At 70.1% G+C, this 26818-nt stretch carries 27 protein-coding genes; 11 read left to right on the top strand and 16 right to left on the bottom strand.

What is annotated here, in order from left to right:
- Positions 1-36: 36 nt before the first annotated feature.
- The 4 genes from JNUCC0626_RS11495 to JNUCC0626_RS11510 form a co-directional block, all read right to left on the bottom strand.
- A complete protein-coding gene (locus JNUCC0626_RS11495) occupies positions 37-1731 on the bottom strand; it encodes an amidohydrolase (protein WP_394619691.1) in 1695 nt (564 codons plus the stop codon).
- Between the two features lie 175 nt (positions 1732-1906).
- Positions 1907-2590: a DsbA family protein gene (locus JNUCC0626_RS11500; RefSeq protein WP_394619692.1), complete on the bottom strand. Its 684-nt coding sequence runs from the start codon at positions 2588-2590 to the stop codon at positions 1907-1909.
- Between the two features lie 54 nt (positions 2591-2644).
- Positions 2645-2992, bottom strand: a complete 348-nt coding sequence (locus JNUCC0626_RS11505) for a hypothetical protein (RefSeq protein WP_394619693.1) — start codon at positions 2990-2992, stop codon at positions 2645-2647.
- Positions 2993-3190: 198 nt separating this feature from the next.
- Positions 3191-3631: a YdeI/OmpD-associated family protein gene (locus JNUCC0626_RS11510; RefSeq protein WP_394619694.1), complete on the bottom strand. Its 441-nt coding sequence runs from the start codon at positions 3629-3631 to the stop codon at positions 3191-3193.
- A 54-nt stretch (positions 3632-3685) separates the two neighbouring features.
- On the opposite strand from JNUCC0626_RS11510, the gene JNUCC0626_RS11515 reads away from it, so the two are divergent.
- Positions 3686-5332 carry a hypothetical protein gene (locus JNUCC0626_RS11515; protein ID WP_394619695.1) on the top strand — a complete coding sequence of 549 codons (1647 nt, stop codon included), beginning with the start codon at positions 3686-3688 and terminating at the stop codon, positions 5330-5332.
- A gap of 21 nt (positions 5333-5353) precedes the next feature.
- Here JNUCC0626_RS11515 and JNUCC0626_RS11520 read toward each other — a convergent pair whose 3' ends face one another.
- Positions 5354-6154, bottom strand: a complete 801-nt coding sequence (locus JNUCC0626_RS11520; RefSeq protein ID WP_394619696.1) for an SDR family NAD(P)-dependent oxidoreductase — start codon at positions 6152-6154, stop codon at positions 5354-5356.
- Between the two features lie 126 nt (positions 6155-6280).
- Between JNUCC0626_RS11520 and JNUCC0626_RS11525 the strand changes: the two genes are divergently transcribed.
- Positions 6281-6862 (top strand): TetR/AcrR family transcriptional regulator, encoded by a 582-nt coding sequence (locus tag JNUCC0626_RS11525; RefSeq protein ID WP_394619697.1) that lies wholly within the window; start codon positions 6281-6283, stop codon positions 6860-6862.
- A 238-nt stretch (positions 6863-7100) separates the two neighbouring features.
- Here JNUCC0626_RS11525 and JNUCC0626_RS11530 read toward each other — a convergent pair whose 3' ends face one another.
- From JNUCC0626_RS11530 to JNUCC0626_RS11545, 4 genes are read right to left on the bottom strand one after another with little or no spacing between them, the layout of a single operon-like run.
- Positions 7101-7895, bottom strand: a complete 795-nt coding sequence (locus JNUCC0626_RS11530; RefSeq protein WP_394619698.1) for an IclR family transcriptional regulator — start codon at positions 7893-7895, stop codon at positions 7101-7103.
- 4 nt (positions 7896-7899) lie between these two features.
- Positions 7900-8820 carry a hydroxymethylglutaryl-CoA lyase gene (locus JNUCC0626_RS11535; RefSeq protein WP_394619699.1) on the bottom strand — a complete coding sequence of 307 codons (921 nt, stop codon included), beginning with the start codon at positions 8818-8820 and terminating at the stop codon, positions 7900-7902.
- Positions 8817-10028, bottom strand: a complete 1212-nt coding sequence (locus tag JNUCC0626_RS11540; protein WP_394619700.1) for a CaiB/BaiF CoA transferase family protein — start codon at positions 10026-10028, stop codon at positions 8817-8819. The genes JNUCC0626_RS11535 and JNUCC0626_RS11540 overlap by 4 nt, the downstream gene beginning before the upstream one ends.
- A 15-nt stretch (positions 10029-10043) precedes the next feature.
- Positions 10044-11471 (bottom strand): GntP family permease, encoded by a 1428-nt coding sequence (locus JNUCC0626_RS11545; protein WP_394622017.1) that lies wholly within the window; start codon positions 11469-11471, stop codon positions 10044-10046.
- A gap of 174 nt (positions 11472-11645) precedes the next feature.
- On the opposite strand from JNUCC0626_RS11545, the gene JNUCC0626_RS11550 reads away from it, so the two are divergent.
- The 5 genes from JNUCC0626_RS11550 (at position 11646) to JNUCC0626_RS11570 (ending at position 15033) form a co-directional block, all read left to right on the top strand.
- Positions 11646-12005 (top strand): VOC family protein, encoded by a 360-nt coding sequence (locus tag JNUCC0626_RS11550; protein WP_394619701.1) that lies wholly within the window; start codon positions 11646-11648, stop codon positions 12003-12005.
- 90 nt (positions 12006-12095) lie between these two features.
- On the top strand, positions 12096-12452 hold the full coding sequence (locus JNUCC0626_RS11555; RefSeq protein WP_394619702.1) for a UBP-type zinc finger domain-containing protein: 357 nt from the start codon (positions 12096-12098) through the stop codon (positions 12450-12452).
- A gap of 93 nt (positions 12453-12545) precedes the next feature.
- Positions 12546-13025: a YbaB/EbfC family nucleoid-associated protein gene (locus JNUCC0626_RS11560; RefSeq protein ID WP_394619703.1), complete on the top strand. Its 480-nt coding sequence runs from the start codon at positions 12546-12548 to the stop codon at positions 13023-13025.
- A 143-nt stretch (positions 13026-13168) separates the two neighbouring features.
- Positions 13169-13468, top strand: a complete 300-nt coding sequence (locus JNUCC0626_RS11565; protein WP_394619704.1) for a hypothetical protein — start codon at positions 13169-13171, stop codon at positions 13466-13468.
- Positions 13465-15033 carry a hypothetical protein gene (locus JNUCC0626_RS11570; protein WP_394619705.1) on the top strand — a complete coding sequence of 523 codons (1569 nt, stop codon included), beginning with the start codon at positions 13465-13467 and terminating at the stop codon, positions 15031-15033. Before JNUCC0626_RS11565 ends, JNUCC0626_RS11570 begins: the two co-directional genes overlap by 4 nt.
- A 66-nt stretch (positions 15034-15099) precedes the next feature.
- On the opposite strand, the gene JNUCC0626_RS11575 is transcribed toward JNUCC0626_RS11570, so the two are convergent.
- Genes JNUCC0626_RS11575 through JNUCC0626_RS11595 form a run of 5 tightly spaced genes read right to left on the bottom strand, consistent with a single transcriptional unit; the run spans position 15100 to position 22738 of the window.
- Positions 15100-17994: a carbohydrate-binding protein gene (locus tag JNUCC0626_RS11575; protein ID WP_394619706.1), complete on the bottom strand. Its 2895-nt coding sequence runs from the start codon at positions 17992-17994 to the stop codon at positions 15100-15102.
- A gap of 33 nt (positions 17995-18027) precedes the next feature.
- Positions 18028-18888 carry a carbohydrate ABC transporter permease gene (locus tag JNUCC0626_RS11580; RefSeq protein WP_394619707.1) on the bottom strand — a complete coding sequence of 287 codons (861 nt, stop codon included), beginning with the start codon at positions 18886-18888 and terminating at the stop codon, positions 18028-18030.
- Positions 18885-19772 carry a carbohydrate ABC transporter permease gene (locus JNUCC0626_RS11585; RefSeq protein WP_394619708.1) on the bottom strand — a complete coding sequence of 296 codons (888 nt, stop codon included), beginning with the start codon at positions 19770-19772 and terminating at the stop codon, positions 18885-18887. The genes JNUCC0626_RS11580 and JNUCC0626_RS11585 overlap by 4 nt, the downstream gene beginning before the upstream one ends.
- Before the next feature lie 4 nt (positions 19773-19776).
- Positions 19777-21132, bottom strand: coding sequence for an ABC transporter substrate-binding protein (locus JNUCC0626_RS11590; protein WP_394619709.1), 1356 nt, complete (start codon positions 21130-21132; stop codon positions 19777-19779).
- A 16-nt stretch (positions 21133-21148) separates the two neighbouring features.
- Positions 21149-22738 (bottom strand): glycoside hydrolase family 13 protein, encoded by a 1590-nt coding sequence (locus JNUCC0626_RS11595; protein WP_394619710.1) that lies wholly within the window; start codon positions 22736-22738, stop codon positions 21149-21151.
- Between the two features lie 132 nt (positions 22739-22870).
- On the opposite strand from JNUCC0626_RS11595, the gene JNUCC0626_RS11600 reads away from it, so the two are divergent.
- The gene (locus tag JNUCC0626_RS11600) at positions 22871-23905 is read left to right on the top strand and encodes a LacI family DNA-binding transcriptional regulator (RefSeq protein ID WP_394619711.1); all 1035 of its coding nucleotides are present in this window, start codon (positions 22871-22873) and stop codon (positions 23903-23905) included.
- On the opposite strand, the gene JNUCC0626_RS11605 is transcribed toward JNUCC0626_RS11600, so the two are convergent.
- A complete protein-coding gene (locus tag JNUCC0626_RS11605; protein ID WP_394619712.1) occupies positions 23897-24304 on the bottom strand; it encodes a hypothetical protein in 408 nt (135 codons plus the stop codon). The two genes, JNUCC0626_RS11600 and JNUCC0626_RS11605, sit on opposite strands and share 9 nt — an antisense overlap.
- Before the next feature lie 157 nt (positions 24305-24461).
- Between JNUCC0626_RS11605 and JNUCC0626_RS11610 the strand changes: the two genes are divergently transcribed.
- The 3 genes from JNUCC0626_RS11610 to JNUCC0626_RS11620 are packed head-to-tail and all read left to right on the top strand — an operon-like array spanning position 24462 to position 26426.
- Entirely contained in the window at positions 24462-25265 is an 804-nt protein-coding gene (locus JNUCC0626_RS11610; protein WP_394619713.1) for an SDR family NAD(P)-dependent oxidoreductase, read from the top strand.
- A complete protein-coding gene (locus JNUCC0626_RS11615) occupies positions 25262-25639 on the top strand; it encodes a PPOX class F420-dependent oxidoreductase (protein ID WP_394619714.1) in 378 nt (125 codons plus the stop codon). The genes JNUCC0626_RS11610 and JNUCC0626_RS11615 overlap by 4 nt, the downstream gene beginning before the upstream one ends.
- Before the next feature lie 37 nt (positions 25640-25676).
- On the top strand, positions 25677-26426 hold the full coding sequence (locus tag JNUCC0626_RS11620) for an IclR family transcriptional regulator (protein ID WP_394619715.1): 750 nt from the start codon (positions 25677-25679) through the stop codon (positions 26424-26426).
- Between the two features lie 52 nt (positions 26427-26478).
- On the opposite strand, the gene JNUCC0626_RS11625 is transcribed toward JNUCC0626_RS11620, so the two are convergent.
- Entirely contained in the window at positions 26479-26772 is a 294-nt protein-coding gene (locus JNUCC0626_RS11625) for a DUF4342 domain-containing protein (protein ID WP_394619716.1), read from the bottom strand.
- Between the last annotated feature and the right edge of the window lie 46 nt (positions 26773-26818).

Below are 26818 nucleotides of genomic sequence, written 5' to 3' on the forward strand. Positions count from 1 at the left end.
CGAGCCAAGTTCGCAGGCACCGTCCCTCTTTCGTCGCTAGCTCACCGGCGGCAACGTCGGCCCCGTGGTCCCGAGGTGCTCCTGCGTGATCACCTGCGGCACCGGCCAGGTGATCCCGGCAGGCGGGAACGTCTGTCCGGTACGGGACAAGAAGTCCGCGGGCGGTTGGTACAGCGGCTGCTGGATGCCGTCCGGGATCATGCTCTTCCACTGCGCGGGCGCGGTCCGGGCGACGAACTCGTCCTTCATCCGCTTCAGCAGGTCCGGCTGGGTCAGCAGGTCGATCGACGTCGCCGCCAGATACCGGGCCGCCGACAACGCGGCCTGGTGCCCGATGTTCGTCGACGCGACCGCGGACACCGCCCAGTTGTGGTGCGGCACGCCGATCGGGAACGTCGCCACCAGCGCGGTGACCTTGGGCGCCTGCCAGCTCACGTCGGCGGCGTCGGTCGACGGGCCGCCGAGGTAGACCGGCGCGGGCGCGGTCAGCGGCACCAGCGTGGTCGACATGCCTGCCTCCGGCCGTCCCAACGCCCGTTGCAGGCCCTTGGCCAGGTCGTGGTCGGCGGCGGTGAAGGCGGGCGGGCCGATCTTGACCATGTTGTCGTTGAGCACCTCGGCGGCGACCTTGTTGCCGAGCGAGTTCCAGGTGCCGGAGTGGAACTTGTGCACCAGGCGGGTCTGGCTGGCCTGCGCGGCCGCCTTCGCGCACTCGACGATCTTGTCGTAGAGCACCTGGGCGCGGGCAGGACTGCCTTCGCGGACGAAGAACCAGATCGAGCACATGTCCGGGGTGACGTTGGGCGCGCCACCGCCGTTGATGATCGCGTAGTGGAACCGGCCGGACGGCGCCACGTTCTTCTCGCGCAGGTACTCGCTCATCGTGGCCATCAGCAACGCGCCGTCGAGGCCGCTCTTGTTGCCCAGCGGGGTGCCGCCGTGGCCCGCCGCGCCGAGGAACGTGAACGTGGCCGACATCAGCGCGGCCGTGGTGCCCCAGTCGGCGAGCGTGGAGGTCAGCGGATGCCAGTCGAGGTAGGCGTCGAGTCCGTTGTAGACACCGGCCTTGGCGCTGAACGCCTTGCCCACCAGCTGTTCCTCGCCGCTGGAGCCGTAAACCTTCAGCGTGCCGGTGAGGTTGTCCTGCTTCATCGCCTTGCTCACGGCGATCGCGGCGCCGATCGACCCCGCGCCGAGCACGTTGTGCGCGTCGCCGTGACCGGCACCGTAGGTCGGGCCGTACGCGTCGTAGTTGTAGACCAACGGGTCGTGCGTCGCCACGCCCTTCTTCTGCGACAGGCCGGGCAGCGCGTCGTACTCGGCGTTGAAGCCCAGCACCGGCTTGCCCGACCCGTACGTCGCGGTGAACGCGGCCGGGAACCCGCCGGTGCCCCACTCGATCGTGAACCCGTGCCGCTTCAGCAGTTCCGCGCTGTCCCAAGCGGAGTTCCACTCCCGCAACGACAACTCGGCGTGCTGCCAGATCCGGTCCGACAGCCCGGTGACCTCACCGCCGTGGTCGCGCAGCCAGTTCAGCGCGGTGGTCTTGCCCGCGCTGTCCTTCGCGATGCCGGTCGGGGCCGCGTACGTGGCCGGGTCGACGCCGATCGACTCGTCGTAGCCGAGCGTCGCCCCGAGCACCGGATCCGCCGCGTACATCGCGGCGGCACTCGCGGCACCGGCCGCACCGAACGCTTGCAGCACCTTGCGGCGGTTGAGCTGATAGCTCATGGAGAAACCTCTTCAGTCTCGCTCCAGGTATTGCCTCCTCTCCATGAAAACCACGGGCACGACGACCGGAGCGATACGAGACGGGAAGCGTCTATCGCGAACGTCACAACCAGCCCGTTCAGGCAGATTTCCCGGTACTTGCGGCACGATTTCCGGGATGTTCAACGGTTTTTCGTCACTTGGCGAGTTCCTGGTCGAGCGCTTCCTTCAGGCCCTCGTAGCTCGCCCGGCCGGTGAACTTGGTGCCGTTGAGGAAGAACGTGGGCGTGCCCTGCACCCCGACGGTCGCGCCGTCCTTGCGGTCCTTCAGGACCCGCTCCAGCGTGGCGGGATCGTTGAGGTCGGCCTCGAACTTCGCCATGTCGAGCCCGAGGTCGCGGGCGAAGCCGACGAACAGGTCGCGCTGCTCGACCTGCTTCTCGCCCCACTCGGCCTGGGTCTCGTACATGCGCTTGTACATCGCTTCGAGCTTGCCCTGCCTGCTCGCCGCCTCGACGACGGTCGCGGACAGCTCGGCGTTGCGGTGGCTGGGAATCGGGAAGTACCGCAGCACGAACGTCACGCGGTCGGCGTACTCGGAGCGCAACCGCTCGACGCTCGGGTAGGCGGCCCGGCAGGACTCGCACTCGAAGTCGAGGAACTCGACGAGCGTCACCTTCGCGTTCGGCACGTCGGTGAGCTTGTGGCTGTCGGGCCGGACGAGCAGGTCCGCCGGGGCCGCGGCCACCGGTCCTGCCGCCTTGGTGTTCCCGGCCTGGGGCTGCGACGGGCTGGCGAGTCTGCTCAGCAGGATGAAACCGCCCACCACCACGACGACGGTGGCGATGATGATCAACGAGATCCGGGCGTTCTTGGACATGACGACACACCTCTGGGGTTCGTGGACGTGGAACGAGCGCTGAACGGGCTCGGTCTACGTCCGCAACACGCAGAGCTGGGCGAGACGCACTTCAGGACGCCTGCGAGGACCACCGCGCCGCACCGGCACGGACACGACCTGTGCCAGGAACAGCTGAGGGAGCCGGAGTCCGCCGACCACCAGCAGCACGGCGAACAGCAGGGCGAGACAGATCTCGGGCACAGCGCCGAGATCACCGGGATCGGCCATCACCTGGACGCTGGAGATCGAGCACTCCGCCGACGGCACCAGGTCGCCTTCGCACGGCGTCCCCTGGAGCAACGCGATCCCCACGACCAGCGCGAGCACGGCGAAGACGCGCACGAGACCCACTCGCGCGATCTTCCGCATCGTGCCGACCACGCGCCCAGGCTAGCCCGTGTCCCGAAAGTCCGTCGGGCGGCAGTAGCGGCCGAGGGCCCCGCAGACGACACCGCCGCGAAGCCCGAATACGCCCGGTATGAGGGCAACGCGGCGGCGCCGTCTGCGGGTCTCTCGCCCGCGCCTGCCACCGGACGAACTTTCGGGACACGGGCTAGCGGTACGGGTGTGGCGCTCGGGTCAGGACAGCTCTGTGATGATCTTCTCGATGCGCCGGGCGCGGGTCTCGGCCTGCTTCGCCGCCGCCACCGCCTCGGCCCGTTGCCGCTGGTTGCTGTACGACAGCGCGGTGAACGCGGCCTTGGCCTCCGGGTGCCGGTCGAGTGCTTCCGCGAGGTCGGCGGGCAACTCCACGGTGCGTTCCGCGAGGTCGAGTTCGAGAGTCACCTCGACGGTGTCCCCGGCCGCGACGCCCGCCGCCTCCCGGTTCGCGGCACTCAGCGGCAGCATGAAGTCGCCGTCGTAGACCGCGACGGTGCTGCGGTAGGTGTGGGCGCCGATCGTCACCAGCACCCTGGGCTTCTTGCCCTGGCCGAGCGCCTCGACCACGGCCGCCGGGACGCGCAGCCCGGTCGCGGTCTTGCCGTTGAGTTCGACCGGGGTGCTGAACGAGTGGGTCACGGGTCGTCCCTCCGGGGATCGGGGTGCCTGGATTCGACCACATATGCTGCGGCCGTGCCCGGAACCTCCTTCGACGCCGCCGACCTGCCCGCCTTCGAGTCGCCGGAGTTCGACGAGGAGCAGCCGGACGACGACGAACGCCCGCCGTTCCGCGGCGCGACGACGCCGCCTGCCGGGATGGCCGACGTCGACTGGGCCTCCCTCGAAGACGCGTACGACACGGCCGACCAGACGCCGCTGTTCATCGAAGCGATCACCAGTGACGACGCCGGCGACCGGGGCTTCGGTCTCTACGGTCTGTACTCGGCGACCACGCACCAGGGTTCGGTCTACACGGCGTCCGAGGCCGCGATCCCGTTCCTGGCCGAACTGGTCCGCCACGACAACGCTCTGGCCGTGCAGTTCCTCGCCCGGATCGCGGTCGGCGAGACGCACTTCGTGACGCGGCCGGACGACCTGCGCGACGCCACCAGCCGATACGCGGGCGCGGTGGCGGAGTTCGCTCCGGACGTCGAGGCGATGTGGACGCGCACCGGCGACGACGAGGCGTTGCGGCTGCTGGTCCTGCTGGGCCGGGAACCCGCGTTGCCCGCGCTCACCCCGGACGCGTCCGCCGGTCTGTGCCTGGCGCACGGTTTCGCCGCCGCCCGTGCCAACGGAGTCACGGCGGGCGCTTCGCGGCAGACCGACGTGCGGGTGGATCACGTTGCGGTGGCCCGGGATCTGATGACGACCAGCCCGTCGCTGTACGTGCGGTGCGCGGCGGCGGCGTCCATTGTGTACTCCGGTGTCGCAGACGAGTACGCGCTGGCGTTGCTGCACCACCTCGCGCAGGGCGAGTACCGGGTCTACGACGCGTGGACGGGCGACCTCGCCGAACTGGCCGCCGCCGCGTGGACGTTCGGCACGACCGACGACGACCTGCTCGCCACGCCCTCGCACGCCACCCCGACCCTGCACACCAGACTGCTCGAACGCATGACGCGGCAGTTCCGCCGCAGCGGCGAGGTCTACCGGCCGCTGGCGCCGGAGGAGCTGACGGCGGCGCAGCGCACCACGCTGGAAACGGCGCTGCGGTCCGCGCCGGCAACGATCACCGGCGCGGACATCACCTACCGGTGGGTCGACGTGCCGGGATCGGTGCCCGCGGCACACCGGTTGCTCGGCACCGCGACCGGCGAACTCACCCGGCGCACGTCGGCGGGCCTGCTCTGGTTCGTGCTGGAGGACGGCCTGCTCGCGTCGGGCGATGCGAAGACCGCGCTCACCGCGCTGGCCGAGGTGGACGCGTGGGCCGCGCTCGGCGAGGTGTTCGCGCCGCCGCGACCCGACAGCAAGGCCGAGAAGATCACCCTGACCGTGCGTCATTTCTACGGCGACCGACGGGAGAACGCCGCAACCCTCCTGCTGTGCTCGACGTTCGCCGACGCCCTGGTCGGCTACCGCGCGCAGGCCGAGGCGTTCCTCGACGAGTGGCTGCCGGTGGTGTCCGAAGTAGAGGGTCACGACCTGGCGTTCCAGGTGCCCGGTCAGCGCATCGGCACGGCACTGGCGGCGCTCGCCCGGTCCGGCGGGGTGCCGGACCGCTTCCGCCCGATGGTCAAGCCCTACCACCGGTTCCCGGAGTACTCGACGGTGCCGCTGCCGCTGCTCAGGGAGATCGCCGAGACGCTGGACATCCGCGCCGAGTGGGCGGACTGACGCCCACCCGGCACCCGCGCGTCAGGCGACCTTGGTGGAACCGCCGTCCACCGCCCAGTTCGAGCCGATGACGCTCGGCATCGTCGGCGACGCGAGCACCAGCACGGCACGGGCGATCTCCTCCGGTTCGATCATCCGGCCGGTCAGCATGCCGAGTTCCTTCGGCAACGCCGCCAGCAGGTCGCCGTGCTCGACGCCGATCGCACCGGCGACCTGCGCGATGTAGCCGCCCTCGCCCGCGATCGTGTGGGTGCGGGTGAGCGACGGCGACACGGCGTTGACCCGCACGCCTTCCGGGCCGACGCGTTCGGCGAGGGCGCGGGTGAACATGTTGATCGCCGACTTGGCCACCGCGTAGGGCAGCGGGGTGGCGCCGGGAGCGCCGATCCGCCGTCCGCTGTCGGAACTGATGTTGACGACGGCCCCGCGTGCCTCGAGCAGCGCCGGCAGCGCGGTCCTGGTGACGCGGACGGTGGCGTGCAGGTTCAGCTCGAACACGTCCTGCCAGATCTCGTCGCCGCCGTCGAGCACGTCACCGAACGAACCGTCCGGCAGGCCGTCGCCGCCACCGGCGTTGTTGACGAGGACGTCCAGGCTCCCCAGGGTCTCCAGCGCCGCCTCGACCGCACGGCGTGGTCCGTCCACATCGGACAGGTCGGCCGCGACGAAGGTGGCGCCGGTGGCCTCCAGCTCGGGCGTCGTGCGGCGCGAGACCGCGACCACGTCCGCGCCCTCCTGCCGGAAGGCCCGCACGATGGCGAGGCCGATGCCCTTGCTGGCGCCCGTCACGAGCACGCGCTTCCCGGCGAGGTTCAGATCCATGACTCTCAACTCCTTGTCGAACGACCGATGCCACAAATGCAACACCTCAGTCTCACTTCTGTCAACAAGTGCGACTTCGGTGTTGCATTTATCCTGGTCGTTAGGCTGAGCCACCATGGAGGTCAGATGAGCGCGCCCAAGCCGGTCCGAGCGGACGCCGAACGCAACGTGACGCGCATCCTGGAGGCCGCCAAGATCGTTCTCGCGGATGACCCGACCGCGTCGCTGGAACGCATCGCCGACGAGGCCGGGCTCGCCCGCGCGACCGTGCACCGCCGGTTCTCCTCGCGCAGGGCGTTGCTGGAAGCGTTGTTCGCGCAGCTCAACGACCAGTACGTGCACGCGTTGAACGAGGCCAGGGCGGAGACCTCTCCCCCGCTCGTCGCCCTGCACCGCATCACGGAGCTGGTCATCGAGATCAAGTTCCGGCACCGGCTGGCCGTGGAGATCGTGAACGGCAGCGGCGTCGGCCACTCGTTCCTGAGCGCCGAGGTGCAGGACCGCGCGAGGGCGTTGTTCGTCCGGCTGCACGAGGCCGGAGCGATCACCGCCGCGAACCCGACCTGGTGCCTGCGCGTCTACCTCGCGATCCTCGACGAGGTCCACCAACTGCCGGTCGGCGCACCCGAACTGGGCGACGGCGACGACCTCACGGCACGCACCGCCCTGCAGGTCTCGACGGTCCTCGGGGCGCTCGGCCACCGCTGACAGCCCCCGTACCGGTTGCGGACCTGATCGCACAACGGCAGCCCGGCGGTCCCGCCGTCCACCGGCACGTACGGCACCACCACCTGGGACGACTACGACGCCGCGGACGTGCAGCGAGTCGCCGACGCGATCGCGAACGGCGCGAGCTCCGGGAACGCTGGAACGCCGGCTTGATCGCGTTGCTGGTGCCGGCGGGGATCGAGACGCTGGTGCTGCTGACGATCTACGGCTGAGCCGGTCAGATCGTCGGCGCGGCGGACGGCAGCCTGCCGCCCAGCAGCCGCGTGGCCTGTTCGGCGGCGTCGACGATCAGGTCGATCCACTCCGTGGCCCGCTCCAGCGGGATGCGCAGCGTGGGGCCGCTGATCGTGAGCGCTCCCACCAGGTCCGCGCTCGCGTTGAACACCGGGGCGGCGAGGCCGGACGCGCTCTCCTCGCGTTCACCGACCGAGATCGCGTAGCCGTCCGCGCGGGTCTGTTTCACCGCGAGCCGCAGCTCGTCGGCGCTGGTGATCGTGCTGCCGGTGATCTGCCCCAGCGGGTGGGACAGCACGCTCTGCGTCAGCTTCTCGTCCCACGCCAGCAGGACGCGCCCGGCGGCACCCGCGTGCAACGGCAGGATCTTGCCGACGTGCATCTCGCGCCGCAGCGGGTGGTCGGTCTCGGCCATCGCCACGCACACGCGGTACTCCTGCTCGGCGCGGAAGAAGCACGTCGTCTCCCCCGTCACGTCGCGGAGTTCGCGCAGCACGGGGAGAAGCAGATCGAGGACGTCGATGCCCTTCACCGCGGGCGCGGCCCAGTAAGCCATCTTCACGCCGATGCGGATCTGGTCGCCGTGGCGGTCCAGGATGCCGAGCGCGGCCATGTTCGTGACCAGGCGCTGCACGGTCGAGGTGGGGAACCCGGTGGCCTCGCGGATCTCACCGAGCGTCATCGACGGGCGGGCGAACGAGAACGCGTCGAGGATCTCGACGATCTTGCCCAGTACCAGTAGTGGCTGGCCGCTGGTGCCCGAGTCGCCGTTTCCCATGTCGTCAGGGTAGCTCACTGGGTGTCACCGCCCAGGCGAAAGCCGTGGTACCGGCGAGCGCGCCCGCCGCCGACCGCGACCGGTTCGGCTCGCCCAGGTCGTCGAGCAGCCGGGCGGAGTGCCGCACCACCGCACCGAACTTCTCCGGGTCGAGCCAGTCCGGCCGCAGTGCGAACAGCAGGTCCTCGGTGGCGGTGTTGCCGGCGGCGCCGGGCGCGAACGGGCAGCCGCCGAGCCCGCCCAGCGCACCGTCCACAGTGGTCGCTCCGGCGGCGACGGCGGCCAGCGAGTTCGCCACGCCGAGTCCCCACGTGTCGTGCCCGTGATACGTGATCTCCCTGCGGTCCAGGGACTTCGTGCGGCTCACCAGGTCGTGCACCTCCTGCGGGACCGCCTGCCCGAGCGTGTCGCACAGCACCACCTCGCTGGCGAGCACGGCCCGTTCGTCGCGCACGATCGAGAGCACGCGGTTCGGGCTGATCGCGCCTTCGAACGGGCAGGTGAACGCCGTCGCGACGCACAGCTGGACGGTGCCGCCGACGGCCGCGGCGAGTTCGGCGGCCTTGGGCAGGGCCTCCAGGCTGGCGTCGGTCGTGCGGCCGATGTTGGCCTGGTTGTGGGAGTCCGACGCCGACAGGCAGTACTGGAAGTTGCGGGCGCCCGCCTCCGCCGCCCGTTCGACGTGCCTCGGCGTCGCAACCCACACCCAGCAGTCCGCGAGCTCCTCCGCGGTGAGTTCGGAGATCACCTCGACGGTGTTGGCCATCGACGGCACGAGGTCCGGCCGGGCCATCGACCCGATCTCGAGCAGCGGGACGCCCAGCTCCCGCAACGTGCGCACGGTGTCGAGCTTTTGCGCGGTGGACAACGGTTTTCCGGTCAGCTGGAGCCCGTCGCGCAGGGTCACGTCGCGAAGCCTGGTCATGCCGGCACCTCTTCCCCGATCGCGGTGATCTGCTCGTCGTCGAGGCCGAGCAGGTCCTGCAGCACGGACTTGGTGTGCTCGCCGAGGTCGGGCCCGAGGCTGCGGATGGGCAGCGACCGCCCGCCGATCACCGGCACGATCCCGGGAAAACCCACCTGTGGCAGGACTTCCTCGCCGTTGGACACGTCGAAGTGCTGGATCATGCCGCGCGCCGCGTACTGCTCGTCGCGCGTGATGTCCTCGGCGGTGTAGATCGGGCCGGACGGCACGCCCGCGTCCTCCAGCGCCTGAAGCGCCTCGACCGACGGCAGCCCGGCGGTCCACCGGCCGATCGCCTCGTCGAGTTCGTCGCGCCGGTTCCACCGTCCGGCGTTGGTGCGCAGGCCGGGGTCCGTCAGCAGATCGGCGCGCCCGATGACGTTCATGAACCGCTCGAAGATGCGGTCGCCGTTGCCCGCGATGACGATGCTGGCGCCGTCCGCGCACAGGTAGGCGTTGGTCGGCGCGATGCCCTCCATCCGGCCGCCGACGCGTTCCCGGAGCACCCCGTACGCCTCGTAGTCCGGGATGAGCGACTCCATCATCGAGAGCATCGACTCGTTGAGCGCGACGTCGATGATCCGGTCCGCCAGCGGCACCGTCTCCGATTTTCGCTGGTACAAAGCCATGATCGAGCCGAACGCCGCGTAGAGGCCCGCGATCGAGTCCCCGATGGACACTCCGACGCGCGCCGGTGCCCGGTCCGGATGTCCGACCAGGTCGCGGAACCCGCCGTGCGCCTCGGCCACCGCGGCGAACCCCGGCCGTCGCGACATCGGGCCGGTCTGGCCGAACGCCGAGATCCGGGTGAGCACCAGGTTCGGGTTGGCCTCGTTGAGCACCTCCGGCCCCAGGTCCCACTTCTCCAGCGTCCCAGGGCGGAAGTTCTCCAGCACCACGTCGCACCGCGCGGCGAGGTCGAGGACCGTGCGCCGGCCGAGCGGTGTGCGCAGGTCGAGCACGACGGACTTCTTGTTGCGGTTGATGGTCCGGAAGAGCATCGAGGTCGTGCCCGCGTACAGCCGCCAGTTGCGCAGCTCGTCGCCCGTGCGCGGCCGTTCGACCTTGATCACCTCCGCGCCGAAGTCGGCGAGCAGCCTTCCTGCCGTCGGTGCCGCGATGTAGTTGCCCAGCTCCAGGACCCGGATGCCGGCGAGTGGTGCCTTCATCTTTTCCTTTTCCCGTCAGAAGATCAGGCTGATCGGCAGCAGCAGGCAGAGCGCGACCACGGACGCGACCGACACACCGGTGGTGCAGGTCTTCAACGTGCCGCGGGTCGTCTGCCCGAGCAGCGACTGCAACAGCCAGAACGTGTTGCTGGTGACGTGCACGGCGAACAGCGACCCGGTACCGGCCGCGAGCGCGATCAGCACGGGATCGAGCCCGAGCGCGGGGGCGATCGGCGCGAGGATGCCCGCGGCGGTGATGGCCGAGATGGTGACCGAGCCGACCGCGACGTGCAGCACCGCCGCGATCACCCACACCAGCAGGATCGGCGCGAACGTGTGGGCGCCGAAGTAGCCGCGCAGGATGTCGCCGAGCCCGCCCGCCGCGACGACCGCCGCGAGCGACCCGCCGACCGCGGTGAGGATCAGGATCTGGCCGCTCTCGTGGAACCCGCGGGCGATGGCCTTCTCGACGTTCGGCTGCCCCACGACGTACCGGCCGACCACGCACGTCCCGACCAGGCCGACCAGCAACGCGAACACCGGGTCGGACACGAAGGCCAGCACGCCGTTCTCCCAGTCGGCGGCCTCGGCGATCGCACCGCTCGCGATCAGCAGCAACGACGCCAGCAGCGGCGTGAAGAGCAGGATCAACGGCCGGGTGAGCCGTTCCTGTTCGGGCGCCTCGCTCACGTCCGCGGAGTCACCACCGCCGGTCTTCACCGCCACGGACGACGTGCCGCTCTCCCCGGACTCCGCGACCTCCCTGACCACCGCGGCCTCGTCGACCGCCGCGTTCCAGAACCCCTTGCGGAACAGGAACGTCATGACGGCGATGGAGATGATGATCGTCGGGATGATGAGCACCAGGCCCCACAGCAGCATCTTGCCCAGCGGCACCTTGAGCAGCGCGGCGAGCGCGAGCGTGCCGACCCCGGGGACCATCAGCACGATCCCGCACTCCAGCCCGATCGCCATGGCGACGGCCATCCGCGGCGTGCCGAGCGGCCCGATGCGCTTGGCCGCCGTCCGCGCGAGCGGCGCCGAGATGACCAGCAGCACGTCCAGGTAGATCGACTGCAGCAGCGTGCCGATGGTCAGCGCCATCGAGTACGGCATCCGCTTCGGCCCGAACAGCTTCAGCAGCTGGTGCACCAGGCGTTCGATCGCGCCCATCTGCTGCAGGATCGAGCCCATCAGCACGCCGAAGGCGATCAGCAACCCGACCTCGGCCATGATCTCGCCGAAGCCCTTGGTGATCGTCTCGATCGTCTTGCCGAGGCCGAGCTTGGTGACGATCCCCAGGTAGAGCGACCCCACCACCAGCGAGATCACGGGGTTCACGCGGAAACGCACGATCAGCACGACGATGGCCAGGATGGCCACCGCGGTGTTCGCGAGCACTCCGATGTCAGACATCAGGCGGTTCCTTTGCACGACGACGATGTCGAGATGAGTTGCTCACAATATGAGCACGCACCCACTTTATGAGCAAGGTCTTCGACGCTGAAGAAGCAACCGGATCGGTCCAGACTCGGTTACCGGTTCACGAACCGGTCCGACCGGAACGGTGGCCGGGCCCTTGACCTCCAACAACCTGGAGGGTGTTGGCTCGCGGTCGTGGAGATCACCGGATTGGGTTGGCTGGGCACGAAGACCAGGCACGCGAGCGCGTTGGCGGAGTTCTACGGCGAGGTGCTCGGGCTGCCGCTCGTGCACCGGGAGGAGGGGTTCTGGGCGTTCGGGCTGCCCGACGGCCGCAACGTCGAGGTGTTCGCCGAGGACTACCGGACCAAGGAGCACTTCGTGACCGGCCCGGTCGCCGGGTTCGCGGTGCGGGACCTGCCGGCCGCCGTCGCCGAACTCGAGGCGGCGGGCGTGGAACTGCTGGGCGTCCCCGGTCCGACCTGGCAGCACTTCCGCGGGCCGGACGGCAACGTCTACGAACTCGTGGCCGCGGACGGCGAGCACGAGTTCTGACGTGAACGCCCGTCAAATGACGGGCGCTGCGGGCCGGCGCTCCCGTCGAGGATGGAGTCGATCGACCTCGACCTCGACGGGAGCACGGACATGTCGAACACAACTGCGGGCGTCGACCCGGCGGCGGCGCCGAGCGGGACGGGGTGCGCCGAGTGCGAGGCGAGCCAGGGCTGGTGGTTCCACCTGCGACGGTGTGCGCAGTGCGGGCACATCGGCTGCTGCGACTCGTCGCCGTCCCAGCACGCCACGGCGCACTTCCAGGCCACCGGCCACAAGATCCTGCGCAGCTTCGAACCCGGTGAGGAGTGGTTCTGGGACTTCGAGACGCAGACGGGTTTTGACAGCGGCCCCGAGCTCGCGGCTCCCGCGCACCATCCCATCGACCAGCCCGCCCCTGGTCCCGCCGGACGCGTTCCTGCCGACTGGGTCGAGAAACTGCACCGGTGAGTTCCCTCGGCCAGGTGGCCTACGTTGGGGTGCAACGACTTTCGGCCCGGCAGAGCCTGGTGTCGTTGGCGTGGCGGGAGAATGATCGGACGCATGACTGGGGCCACGTGGGAGCGGGACGTCGCGGAGAACGCGCGCCGGCTCGGAGCGTTGCGGGATCGGTTGTCCGCTCAGACGGTGCGGGAGGTCTCTCGCGACGGGACGATCGAGGTGAGCGTGTCCACCAGCGGCGCGCTCACCGGGCTCGTGTTGCGCGAGGGGCGTTTCCGGGAACCGCTGCCGGTGATCGCGGCGCAGGTGATGGACTGCGTGCGCCGGGCTCAGGCGCGGATTCCGGAGCTGATGGGGCAGGCGATGGCGGAGACCATCGGCCCGCACGACCCCGCCGCCCAGCTCATCCTGGCCGAGACGAGAGAGCGCTTTCCGCAGCCGCCCGCACCCAGAGACGGACACGGCGACAGGCACCGGGAAACGCACCAGGCGCCCCCACCTGCACCGTCCGGGCCACCACCCGCCCGTCCCTCCCAGGACGGCGACGACTGGGACGGGCCGGAGATCTTCGAACGCGGCTGAACCCGCTGTGCGCTGTACGGCCCAACTTCGGCGGTAGCGGTGTCGTCACGGGTTGTGGCTGGGCCATTGTTGACCGTGACAGGTGTGGGGTGACACCGGGAGCGGAAATGCGGGATGGCTACAGCGTTTCAGCCTCAGTTCTCGTGGAGCAGGCGCGCAGGGTCGGTGAGCTGGCAGCAGAGTTGCAGGCGGCCGCGAACACGGCCGGATCGGTCGCGCTGACGCCCACCGCGTTCGGAGATGCCGCCGGTGCAGCGGTTCCGGCGCTGGACCGGCTCGGTGCCGACGCGCTCGACGCCGTGGTCGCCGCGCTGAACGCGTTGACGGAGACCGGTTCCCGGCTGCGCGCGACGGCGCAGGAGTACGAGCGCCGCGAGACCAACGCGGTGACGTCGTTCGGTGCGGTCGGAGAGCCAGCCGAACAGCCCGGACTCTCGGCATGACCACCGCCGAACAGCTGGCGACCACCGTCTCCGGCGGCGAATGGGTCGCGCCGGGGTTGAGAAGCGGTGCGGTGCCTCAGGGTGGGACGCGTCCGGCGCAACGGCTCGCCACTGCGGGACTCGGCGACCTGGTGTCGTTGATCGAGCCGATCCAGCAAGCCGTCGACCGGATGGTGGTCGACGGGTCGGTCGCCGCGTTCACCGAGGCCGTGCAACGTGCCGGTACCGCCGTCGAGGAGGTCGGCCGCGAGTTCGTGCGCACGGCGACGGCGGGTGAGGCCGAGTGGACCGGTGACGCCGGTGACCGCTACCGCGAGCGGGCCAAGGCGGTCAGCGAGGCGCTGGCCGGTGTCTCACGGCTGCTGGCCGCCGGTGGTGCGGCGGCGAAGTTGCTGGGGACGGCCGTCGGTTCCGCGCGGGCGCAGGCCGACGCGTTGCTCGACCACTGCGTCACCCAGCTCATCTCCTACGTGCAGATGGCCATGTCCGTGCAGGGCGGCAACTCCGTCGCCATCCGCGCCGAGGCCGCGTCGCTCGTCGCGTCCTACGCCCGTCCCGTGGCCGACCTGGAGCAGATGCTGCGCCAGACCGCCGGACAGCTCGCCGGAGCGTCCGGCGTGGGCCAGGCCGCCGAGGTGCTGGCCGGGCTGCGCGAAGCTTTCGTGCTGCCAACACAAGGCTCTTCCGACTTCACGCACGCCGCCGGTGGCGTGTCCGTCGGCGATCCCCTCCTGATCAAGGCCTCGTTCGACGGTGGCACGGGCGGTACCGGCGACGCCAGGAACGTCCAGGTGGCCGCCGCCGGTGGATGGCGCAACACCTGGCGCCCGAACGTCCAGAAGGGGAAGACCCCCGGTGGCAGGCCCGGCACGCAGCGGCCCGGCTCCATCGGACGCCCGGTCGGCTCGCCGGGCTCCGCGCAGAAGGTCACCGGTCGCAAGACCGACCCGTTCGACCTGAGCAAGCTGCGGCCCACGCCGAAGAACAAGCCCGGCCTGGACCGCTCCAAGCCGAAGGACCGCGAGGAGATCCAGGAAGCGGCCGAGGAAATCCATCACCAGCTCGAAGAGACGCTCATCGACCTCACCAACGGTATGCGCGACGAGGTGGCCCACGACCTGGCGAACGTGCGCAAGAACTACCCCGCTGACTGGACCACCGAGCGGGTCATCGGCACCGAGACCGACAAACGCGTCGGGCAGTGGGTCACCGACAACCACAACAGCCTGATCGACCCCGACAGCGGCTGGCGGATGCGCACGCAGGTCGCGTTCATGAACCCCGAGGCCGAGGTGCCGTGGAGCACGGACCGGTCGAAGCGCCCGGACCTCATCCTCGAACGGGAGATCCCCAATCCCAAGTGGAACGGCGGCGCGAACTCGTTGCCGCAGTACGGGCACGAGGTCGTCACCGTCTACGACGTGAAGACCGGTGACAAGGGCATCACGGACGAATGGGCGCGTGACGTCAAGCGCAAGTTCGACCCGCTGTTCGAGCCGGTGGAGATCCATCCCGACCGGGGCATGGTCGACCGCAGCTCGCTCAGGAGCATGCGGATCAAGTGAAGCCGGGGCACTTCGGTGCCCAGGGCCGCGTTCCGCTCCGCGAAGCGGAACGCGGCCCCTGTCACCTCACCAGCCGGAGTTTCCAGTCCCCCGCTGGATCGTGTAGCGGTTCTCGTCGTTCGCCATGCCCTGACTACCGCTTCCCTTGACACCGCTGACCGTCACCCGGTCGAACCGCCCGGTCCCGGACACCAGGTTGAAGTGCATCCCGTGCGATCCGGCGTTCGACACCGCCACGCCCTTGTCGTCGGTGAACGCGTCGGTCGCCCCGCCCGTCCCGCTGATCCGCACGTCGGCGACGGTCAGGTTGGTGATCGCCTTGTTCCAGCTGAACAAGATGCCGTGGTAGCTCGCGTCGACGATGTCGAGGTCCTTCAGCACCAGCGCTCCGGTGATGTCGGACTTCTCCGCGAACACCCAGACCGCGCCGGTGTGCGTGTTCCAGTCCCAGTTGCGGGTGCCGGCCCGCGTCAACGTGGTGCGCTGCACGGCCGTCGTGCCGCCGAACGGCTTGGCGTCGTGCCAGCTCGACACCATGACACCGGAGCCGTTGAAGACCGTGTCGGAGATGAGCGAGTCCTCGATGCGGTTGTCGGTGCCGCCGTAGATCGCGGCGCCGTTCGCGAGGATCGGCAGCGCGATCGTGTTGAACGCGAACACGCTGCGGCTGACGGCGTTGTTCGGGTTCCACGACCACATGGCCATGCCGTCGTCGCCGGTGTTGCGGAACGTGCTCTGCTCCACGCGGACGTTGGTGGTGGGGCCGTTGTTGCCGTTGATGTTGAGGCCGTCGGCCAGGGTGTTGCGCACGCGCAACGCCGCCGCGTAGAAGCCGTCGGCCTGCTTGAGCCAGAGACCGGTCTTGGCGTGGTTGGTGGCCACGTTGAAGACCGTGGCGCCGGACCCGTTCTCCACCTCGACGAACGAGTCGGAGTTCGGCGCGTCGTCGGGGTCGCGGGTGGTGACGTCGCCGTCGAAGGTGAGGTCGGCGATGGTGGCGGCGCCGGTGATCGCGAAACCGCCGCGCCGGTTCGCACCGGTGAGGACGGTGTGCCAGATGCCCGCGCCACGGACGTCGACGCCGCTGACGTTCACGATGCTGTTGAGGTTGTAGGAACCTGCGGGCAGCCACACGCCCTTTGCCGTAGTCCCCTGTGCCGCGGTGATCGCCGCACGGAGGCCCGCGCTGTCGTCGGTACCGTCACCGGGGTTGGCGCCGTGGGTGCGGACGTCCACGTAGCCCGCCGGTGCGGTGGTCGCGGCGGCGATCTCGGCGTCCACCAGGTCCACGGTGATGTAGGCGCTGGCGGTGGTTTCCTTGATCAGGCGGATCACCGTGCCCGCCGGGTAGGTCTGCGGGAGCAGGACGCGGGCGTCGTCGAAGTAGCGGTGCGGACGGGCGCCGCCGGGCGATTCGGCGAACGGGTAGCCGCCGTACATCCAGCTGTACTTCGAGGTCAGCGTCAGGTCGGCGACCTTGGTGCCGCCCGCGTGCACGGCCAGCGGTGCGGTGGTGCCGTCGGGGATGCTCGCGCGGACGGTCAACGCGTTGGCGGGCTTGGTCAGGGTGATCTGGACGTGCTGGCCGGTGCCGGTGAGCTTGACGGCGCTGCGACCCGAGGCTTCGGCCGCCTCGGTGGTGTAGGTGCGGGTCGGGGTGATCTTGGTGCCGGTGGTGGTGCCGGACTCGGCTTCGTAGGTGGTGAACGGGACGGTGGCGCCTCGGGCGTCGAGCGCGGCCGAGCCCGTCACGGCGACGTTGTCGAGCACGGCACCCGTCGCGTTCTGGTAGCCGAGGATGTTCACGCCTGCCCTGAGCACCGCGGTGTGCGTGACGGTGCGCCAGCCGCTGCCGCCGGTCAGCGAGAGTTGGGCGCCCTGCACGCCGTTGACGTACGGGGTGACGGTGCCGGACGCCGATGCGGTGTAGCGCAAGGTGATCGTCGCGGCGCCGGCCGCGGTCTGGTTGATCGTCCTGATCACGCGGGCCGAGGTGGCCGGGAGCGACACCGCGCCGGAGCCGGTGGCGCCTGCCGTGGCGGTCGTGACAGCGCCGCCGCCGAGGAAGCCGGTTTCGAGTTCGATCGTGCCCTCGGGGGTGGTGGTCTCCGGGGTGAGGGCGATGTTGTCGAGGTTGATGTTGCCGTTGTCGTTGCTGCCGAACGACACCACGACGGTGTTGGCACCCACGACGGAGTTCACCGAGACGCTCGCGGTGGACCACTCCGCCCACGAAGCCGTCGCGGGCAGCGAGATCTGTTGCGCGGCACCGTTGACCGTCGCGGTCATCGTGCGGGTCGAGCCGGTTCCGTTGGCGTAGCGCAGGGTCAGGTTCGACCGTCCGGCGGTGCCCGTGACGGAGAACGCCGCCGCAGCGCCTCGGTTGGCGTCCACGAACCCGCCGACGTAACCCGAGCCGGTGTACCCGGCGTGCTCGGACTCCACCCGCGCGCCGCCGGAGAGCACGGCGGACTCGGCTTCCCCTGCGGTCAGGGCGACGGGTTCGACCGCCAGCGAATCGATGTTGACGTTGCCGTTGGTGCCGTACGACACCGCGAGGGTGTTCGCACCGGCGTTCAGGGTGACGTTCTGGGTCACACTCCCCCACGACGCCCAGCCGACGGTGGCCGGGAGGGTCAGCTGGCGGGCGGAGCCGTTGACGGTCAGCGTGAGCGTGCGCGCGGAGCCGGTTCCGTTGGCGTAGCGGAGAACCAGCTGGTTCGAACCCGCCGTCGCACCGCTGGTGGTGACGGTCAGGGCGGCGCTGCGGTTCGAGTCGACGAACCCGCCGACGTACCCGGAACCGGTGTACCCGGCGTGTTCGGACTCGGCACGGGCGCCGCCGGACAACGCTCCGGATTCGGCCTGGTAGACGGTGGGGGCGGCCGACACCGTTGGTGTGACGGCGATTCCGCCCGCTACTAAGACGGCCACGAGGGCCGCGCGGATCTTCGACAACATCGTTGTTGTTCTCCTGGGACTGGGGACGGGGGCTTAGCCCTTGACGGCGCCTTCGAGTGCGCCGCTCTGCAGGAACAGCCGTTGGAACACCAGGAACAGCGCCACCGGGATCACCGACGAGATGGCGAGCGCGGCGAGGAACACGTCGAGTTCGACGTAGCGCTGCAACGCGGGCAGCCGCACGGACAGCGGCTGCACCGCCGGGTCGGGCAGCACCAGCAACGGCCAGAGGAAGTCCTTCCAGCTGGCCACCACCGCGAACACCGACACCACGCCAAGGATCGGGCGTGACAGCGGCAGCACCACCGACCAGAACACCCGCACGGGACCGGCGCCGTCGACCCTCGCGGCCTCCAGCACCTCGCGCGGCAGGTTCGCGAAGAACCGTTGCACCAGCACGACGTTGAACGCGCTGGCACCGGCGGGCAGCCACACCGCCCAGAACGTGTTGATCATCCCGGTGCGCACGACCGTCAGGTACAGCGGCACCAGCAACACGATCGCCGGGACGAACAACGTGCCCAGCACGACCGCCGTGATCAACGGCCCGTAGCGGGGCCGCAGCACCGCGAGGGCGTACCCGGCCGTGGTGGCGACGACGAGCTGCACGAGCCACGACCCGGCGGCGATCACCACGGTGTTGAGGAAGTACTTGTCGATCTCCACCCGTGTCCACGCCGTGGCGAGGTTCGCCAGGTCGAAGCCGGTCGGGAACAGCGCCAGCGGCGTGCGCAACGTGTCCTGCGTCGGCGTGAGCGCGGCCTTGGCGAGCCACAGCATCGGCCCGAGACCGGTCAGCAGCAACGCCCCGAGCAGCACCGACTGCACGACCCGCAACGCGATCCGGATCGACGGCGTCGCCCGTTCCGACGGGGAGATCAGCCCGCGTTTCACGACGCGCTCCAGGACCGGGTGATCCGCAGGTAGAGCGCCGAGAGCACGGCCAGCACGGCGGCGAGCATGATGCTCAGCGCCGTCGCGGCGCCGTAGTCACCGCCGAGGCTGCTGGCGAAGGCGTAGTCGTAGATCAGCAACAGCACCGTCATCGTCGAGTTGGCCGGACCACCGCCGGTGAACAGGAACGGTTCGAGGAACACCTGCGCGGTCCCGATGATCTGCAGGATGAACGTCACCAGCAGCACGCCCCGCAACCGCGGCAGCGTCACGTGCCAGATCTTGCGCCAGATCCCGGCCCCGTCGATCTCGGCGGCCTCGTACTGGTCGGCGGGCACCCCGGCGAGCGCGGCGAGGTAGATGATCACCGTGCCGCCGGCCGCCGCCCACGTCGCCTCCAGCACCAGCGCGGGCATGACGCTGCCGGGGTTCTGCAACCACTGCCACGGCCCGAGCCCGACCCACCCGAGCACGGTGTTGAACACCCCGGACGGGCTCGCGTCGTAGAAGAACTTCCACAGCAACACAGCGACCACCGGCGGCACCACGACGGGCAGGTAGGCCAACGCGCTGAACAACCCGCGCCGCGCCCGCACCTCGCTGATCAGCACGGCGGCCACCAGCGGGATCGGGTAGCCGAACAGCAGTGCCAGCACCGCGAACCACGCCGTGTTGGTGATCGCGGTCCACAGGAGAGGGTCGCTCAGCACCTGCGTGAAGTTGTCCAGGCCGACGAACTCGACCGGCCCGACCAGGTTCGTCCGCTGGAAGCTCATCACCACCGACTGCACGATCGGCGCCCACGAGAACACCCCGAACACCAGCAGCAACGGCAGCAGGAACAGCAGTGTGGTCAGCCCACCACGACGGACCCACGTGACCACCTGATCATCCCCGGCCGATCGTGGCCTGCGCGTCGGCGTCGGCCGCCTTCAGCAGCGCGGCGATGTCGGCACCGGACTCGGTCAGCAGCTTCTGCACGGTCGTGTCCAGGATCTTGTAGACCTCCTGGGTCGACTTGGTCGGCTCGGTGACGAGCGGCTGGTCGAACATCGCGTCCGTGTACGGCTTCATCTGCTGCAACGGCACGTTGACGTACTGCTTGACCCACTCCTGCTGCTTGTCGTAGGTCGCGCGGTCCACCACCGGCAGCGCGGGCGCACCGACGGGTTGCTTGGTGTCGGCGAGCGTCTTGGCGTCGGCCACCGCCGCGTCTTGGTTGGTCAGCTTGCCCATGTAGTAGAAGTCGATCCACTTGACGGCGGCGTCCTTGGCCTTCTCGCCCGCGTTCGAGCTGACGACGGCGAGCGTGCCGCCACCGAGCACCCCGGCGTCGGGCTTGTCGGCGAGTGGGAGCGCGGCCACGCCGTAGTCGGCGGGCTTGAGCCCGTTCTGAGTCACCAGGTTGCCGTAGTTGCCGCCACCCGACACGTACATGCCGATGCGGCCCGCCGCGAAGTCCTGGTTGATGCCGGCCCAGTCGTAGAGGAAGTTCGCGCCCATCGAGTTGTCGTCCCACCGCATGGCGCGCAACGTCTGGAGCACCTCGGCCATCTCCGGCGTGTCCACTGTGGATTCGGCGTTGTCACCGCTGATCTTCTCGGTGCGGCCGCCGAACGCGTAGTCCAGCGTCGTCAGGATCCACCCGCCGGTGTTGCCCTGGGTCATCTGCGCGTAGCCGGCCTGCCCGGTGCGTTCGGCGATCTGCTTGGCCGCGCCGCGCACCTCGGCCCAGGTCGTGGGCGGCTTGTCCGGGTCGAGCCCGGCCTGGGTGAACAGCGTGCGGTTGTAGTGCAACGCCTGGCCGTAGGCCGCGATCGGCACGGCCCACTGCTTGCCGTCCGACGACTGGCCCGCCTTCGCGACGGTCGGGTTGAGCGACTTCGCGTACGGCAGCCCCGACACCTGAGTGCTGATGTCAGCGATCTGCCGGCGTTCGATGAGACCGCGACCGTCGGTGAACGGCACGGTCAGCACGTCCGGCGCGGTGCCACCGGCGAGCTGGGCGGTGAACGTCGCCGCGGTCCAGGTGTACTCCTGCGGCTTGACGTCGACGTCCGGGTGGGCCTGCTCGAACTGGGCGACGCGGGCGTTGAACGCCTCGATCGCCTTGGCCTCCAGGCCCGCGTCCATGGCGACGGTGAGCACGACCTTGCCGTCGGCGTTGAGCTCGTCGTCGTTGGCTGTCGAGCAGGCGGCGAGGGTCAGCGCGAGGGCGATGAGTGTCAGGCGGTGGGACTTCATTGTCTCTCCTGGGGGACTACGCGCGGAGCCACGCGGCCGCGTCGGTGTGCAAGAGGTTGTTCGTGAGCGGCGTGCTGGTGAGCAACAACTCCTGGTGTGCGGGCAGGGCGAGCGGCTCGGGCCCGAAGTTGACCACGCACACCACGTCACCGCGGCGGAAGGCGAGCGCGTCCGGCCCCAGGTCCACCCACTCGAACGACTCCCCACGCAGCCCTTCCTCGGCCCGCCGCACCCCCAGCGCGGCCCGGTACAGCGCCAGCATCGAGCCCGGATCGCCCTGCTGGGCCTCGACCGACCGGCTCCCCCACCCGTCCGGCTGCGGCAGCCACGTCGGCGAACCGTCCTCAGGCCCGAACCCGTACGACCGCCCCTCCCGCGTCCACGGCAAGGGCACGCGGCACCCGTCGCGACCGGGGTCGACGCCCTCGGAACGGAAGTGCATCGGGTCCTGCAACACCTCCAGGGGCAGGTCCTCGACCTCGGGCAACCCCAGCTCGTCGCCCTGGTACAGGTACAGCGCGCCGGGCAACGCCGCCGTCAGCAACGCCGCCGCCCGCGCCCGCCGCTCCCCCAGCTCCAGATCGGTCGGTTGCCCGAACCGCTTGGCCAGGAACGAGAACGACGTCTCGGCACGCCCGTACCGCGTCACCGGCCGCGTCACGTCGTGGTTGGACAGCACCCACGTGGCGGGCGCGCCGACCGGGGCGTGCGCGTCCAAAGTGGACGAGATCGAGTCGCGCAGTTCCTTGGCGTCCCAGGGACGGCCCATGAAGTCGAAGTTGAACGCCGAGTGCATCTCGTCGGGGCGCAGGTAGCGGGCGAAGCGCTTCTGGTCGTCCAGCCACACCTCACCGACGAGCACACGCGGTTCGGCGTAGGAGTCGGCGACGGCACGCCAGCCGCGGTAGATGTCGTGGAGTTCGTCGCGGTCGATGAACGGGTGCCCGCCGTCGGCGTGCGTCTCCGGCACCTCGGGCAGCGCGGGATCCTTGACCGGCATGGACGCCGAGTCGACGCGGATGCCCGCGACGCCGCGGTCGAACCAGAAGCGCAGCACGTCCTCGTGTTCGCGGCGCACGTCGGGGTGGTTCCAGTTGAGGTCGGGCTGCTCGGGGGCGAACAGGTGCAGGTACCACTGGCCGTCCGCGACCTGGGTCCAGGTGCCGCCCGCGAAGCTGGAACGCCAGTTCGTCGGGGGTGCGTCGCCGTCGCGGAACCAGAAGCGCTCGCGTTCGGGCGAGCCCGGCCCGGTGGCCAGCGCGGCCTGGAACCACACGTGGTCGCTGGAGACGTGGTTCGGCACCACGTCGACGATCGTGCGGATGCCCAGCGCCTTGGCGTCGGCGATGAGCGCCTCGGCGTCGGCGAGCGTGCCGAAGGCGGGGTCGATGGCGCGGTAGTCGGCCACGTCGTAGCCGCCGTCGGCCATCGGCGAGAGGTACCAGGGCGTGAACCAGATGGCGTCCACGCCGAGGTCGCGCAGGTGCCCGAGCCGCGCCCGCACCCCGGCGAGGTCACCGACGCCGTCGCCGTTCGCGTCGGCGAAGCTGCGCGGATAGATCTGGTAGATGACCGCGGTGCGCCACCAGGGCGGGTCCGTCGTCACGGCTGCGAGTCCCCTCGTTCGGAGTTGAGGCGCGCGACACCGTGCCGATCATCGCTGATCAGAGTAGGTATAGCGCTAAATCATCGTGGTGTGGAAAGCTAGCCTGCGGCACGGAAGGTGTCAACGACGGAAATGGAGGGGCAGCTCTTGCGGGTCACCTTGAAGGACATCGCCGAAGCGGCCGGCGTCAGCGTGATGACGGTGTCCAACGTGATCAACGGCAAGAGCGCGCGCGTCTCGGCCGACACCGTGGAACGGGTGCGCCGGATCATCGACGAACGGGGTTACGTCCCGAGCGCGTCGGCCCGCAGCCTCGCCGCGAACCAGTCCCGCCTGGTCGGTCTACTGGTGCCCGCGGCCAGCGAGGACAGCCTCGCGATCAGCCCGCACAACATCGCGATCATCGGCCAGATAGAGCGACGCCTGCGCAAGCGCGGCTACCACCTGCTGCTGCGGGGCGTCGCCGACACGTCCGAGATCGGCGAGGCGCTGCGCTCGTGGAGCCTCGACGGCGCGGTGCTGCTGGGGTTCCTGGACGAGGAGATCGCCGACCTGCGCCGCCAGGTCACCGGCGCGACCCCGGTCCTCGCGATCGACAGCTACGCACCCAACCCGCTGACCACGGGCGTGCGGTCCGACGACTTCACCGGCGCCCGCCTGGCCGCCGCGCACCTGCTGTCCCTGGGCCACCGCCGGATCGTCTTCGCGGGCCCGTCCTTCACGGACGTCGGTGTCGTGCACGAACGCTTCCTGGGCTTCCAGAAGGCCTTCGAGGAAGCCGGTGCGTCCACTGCGGACTGTCCGATCGAGACTCTCAACACCACGCACGAGAACGGCGTCGCCCTCGGCCGGCGCTGGCTCGACACCCACCCGGACGCCACCGCCGTGTTCGCCACCGCCGACATCCTGGCGATCGGCATCATCGAGGGCATGCTCCAGGCCGGGGTGAGCGTGCCCGGCCAGGTGTCGGTGGTGGGCTTCGACGACCTCGACATCAGCGCGTACATCACGCCGAAGCTGACCACCATCGCGCAGGACATCGTCGGCAAGGCCACCCACGCCGTCGACCGCCTGCTCACCCTCATCGACGGCGGCGACCGCCCGGCCGACCCCCTGGTCCTGGACGTGCGCCTGGTGGAACGAGGCTCGACGGCCCCGTCACGCTGACTTCCGCCGCTCCCACAGCAAGGCACCGGCCGTGATCACCGCCCCCGCCGCCTCCCACACCGCCGCCCCGACGTACGACACCGGCGCCACCCCGGTAGCGATCATGACGAGGAACCCGGCGGCCTGCGCGGTGCGGGTGGCTACGGTCAGGGCGGGCAGCCACCGCCAGCCCTGCGCGACCCCCAGCACGTACACCGCCCCGGTGTTGAGAGCAGCCACGGAGGCGCTGGTCATGGTGACGCGCAACGGATCGGCGGCAGGGTGCGCGGCCGGGTCCAGGCCGACGGCGCTCAGCTGACTGTCCTGATCCACCAGGCCCAGCACGCCGAGCCCGAAGGCGATCACGCCGGCCACGGCGACGGTCCAGTCGGCGACGCGGTACTCCCGCAACGGTCTCATGTGGACGCACGCTAGTCACGGTTTCCGCTGCCCCCAAAGACTTGTCATGCTGTGCACGCACCGCCGATCCCCGATCACGACGTGAACCGGCGAAGGCCCCCCAATCATCATGTGATCGAGCTTTGACAGGCCCGTCGCCCGCCCGTTCACTCGCGTCATGACCTGGGAACCACCCGATCTGAGCGGCCGCACCTACGCCGTCACCGGTGGCAACGCCGGCATCGGACGCTTCATCGTGCGCCGGCTCGCCGACGCCGGAGCCGACGTGCTCGTCCTCTCCCGCGACGCCGGGGAGGCAGCGATCTGGCTGGACCTGGCGGACCTGGACTCCGTCGCGGCCGCCGCGACCGAACTGTCGGCACTGCCCCGCCTGGACGGTCTGATCCTGAACGCGGGCACCAACGCGGGCAAACAACGGCTCACCACCGAGCAGGGGTTCGAGCTCGCGATGGGCACCAACCACCTCGGCCACTTCGCGCTCACCGCGCTGGCGATGCCGGCACTCACCGCGACTCCGGGCAGCCGCGTGGTGTCGATCGGCAGCATCATGACCAAGGCGTTCGCCTTCGACCCCGACGAGCAGCGCTACTCTCGACAGAAGGCCTATGCGCGGTCGAAGCACGCCGTGCTGTTGTTCGCGTTCGAACTCGACCGGCGGTTGCGGGCCGTGGGCGCGGGCGTGCGGTCGCTGGCCGCGCACCCCGGTCTCGCGGTCGAGGGCATGCCCCTGCCGTGGCCGATCCAGGACAAGGATCGCGGAGCCCGGCCCGCCGTGCGCGCGGCGAGCGACCCGCATGCGCTCGGCGGCTTCTACTACGGTCCGAAGTTCGGCACCGCAGGCGTTCCCGTCCCCGTGCGTCCTCCTCAGGTCAGCAAGGATCCCGTCCAGGCCGAACGGATCTGGACGTGGTCCGAGGAGCAGACCGGCATCACCTTCGACCTCCCGGCAGGCACCCCATGACCGCGCTCGACACCATCGCGAAGAGCAGCAACGTCAGCCTCACCACCTTCCGCAGAGACGGCACGCCCGTGGCGACGCCCGTCGGCGGCGTGGTCGACGCCGGCAAGCTCTACGTGCTCAGCTACGCGAACACGGGCAAGCTCAAGCGGCTGCGCGCCAACTCACGCGTGGTCGTGGCGCCGTGCGACTCGGCCGGCCGTATTCCCGCAGGCGCCCAGCACCTCCACGGCACCGGCCGGATCCTGGACCGCGACGAGACAGAACGGGCCTACCGATTGATGGCGCGCAAGACGCCGCTCGCCCGGCTCGCCCGCGCGTGGTACGCGCTGCGCCGCAAGAAAGATCCGTGGGTCGGCGTCGAGGTGACGTTCTGAGGTCGCGTCCGCACCGCCACCCGTCCAGAATCGGCGCGTGGAAAAACGCGTGACCGACGAGCCCGCGGTGAGCGGTACCCAGAGCGTGTTCCGGGCCTTGTCGATCCTGCACGCGTTCACCGCCGACAGGCCCACGCTCACCGGACCCGAGGTCGCGGACCTGTTCGGTTACTCGGTGCCCACGGCCTACCGGTTGCTGCGCGCGTTGGAGGCGGAGAACTTCCTCGTCTTCCACCGGACGACCCGCGCCTACGGTCCCGGTCCGGAGATCCTGCGGCTGGCAGGGGTCATGCTGCACCGCGACGCTCTCGTGGCCCATACGCAGACGAGCCTCGTCCGGCTGCGCGCGCTCACCGGCGAGACCGTCGCGATCTACTGGCGCCTCGGCAACCGGTGCACCTGCACGCAGGAGATCGCGCGCCCCGAGAGCGTCGAGGCCGGCATTGGCGCCGACTTCCCGCTCACCCGCGGCGCAGCGGGCAAGGCACTGCTGCTCCACCTGGCAGAAAACGAGATCCGCGCCCTGCTCGACGATCCGGACGTGCCCGCACCGCCCGGCGGGGCCGACGCGTTGCTCGCCGACCTGCGGGCCAGCCGGGAACGCGGGTACACGATCAGCGCCGGGGAGATCGCCGCGCCGCTGCCGTGGGCGGGTGACGAGCTCGCGGCTTACAGCGTGCGTGCCCCCGAGGCCCGGTTCGGGCGCCGGGAACGGGACGCGGCCGGTCGCACGCTCGTCGACGAGATGGCGCGGCTGCGGGCGATCCTGCACGACCAGGTGCCCTGAAACGTCGCCGCGGCCGGAGGGTCGTCCCTCCGGCCGCGGCGGTTCAGCACACTCAGATGCGCTCGGACTCCACGGTGGTCGCCGGCGCCTGCGCGGCGGGCTCCTCGCGGTTCTCCAACTTGATGCCGCACTTGCTCACCAACGCGAGACCGGCACCGATCGTCGTGGCCACCGGGGCCGCCAGCGCCGCGACGACGCCGAGAGCCACCGGCACCTCCAGAACCACGTCGTCCTTGCTGTCACGCACGACCACGCGGCGGTTGATGCCCTCGCTGACCAGCCCACGAACGGCGTCGACCACCGAGTCGACGGCGGAACGGGCGGACTCGGGCTTGGGTTCGCTCATGACTCTCCTAGAACTGCGGTTGTCCCTGACAACTACAGAGTGCCCG

It is taken from the genome of Lentzea sp. JNUCC 0626 (assembly GCF_043632865.1).
GTDB lineage: Bacteria > Actinomycetota > Actinomycetes > Mycobacteriales > Pseudonocardiaceae > Lentzea.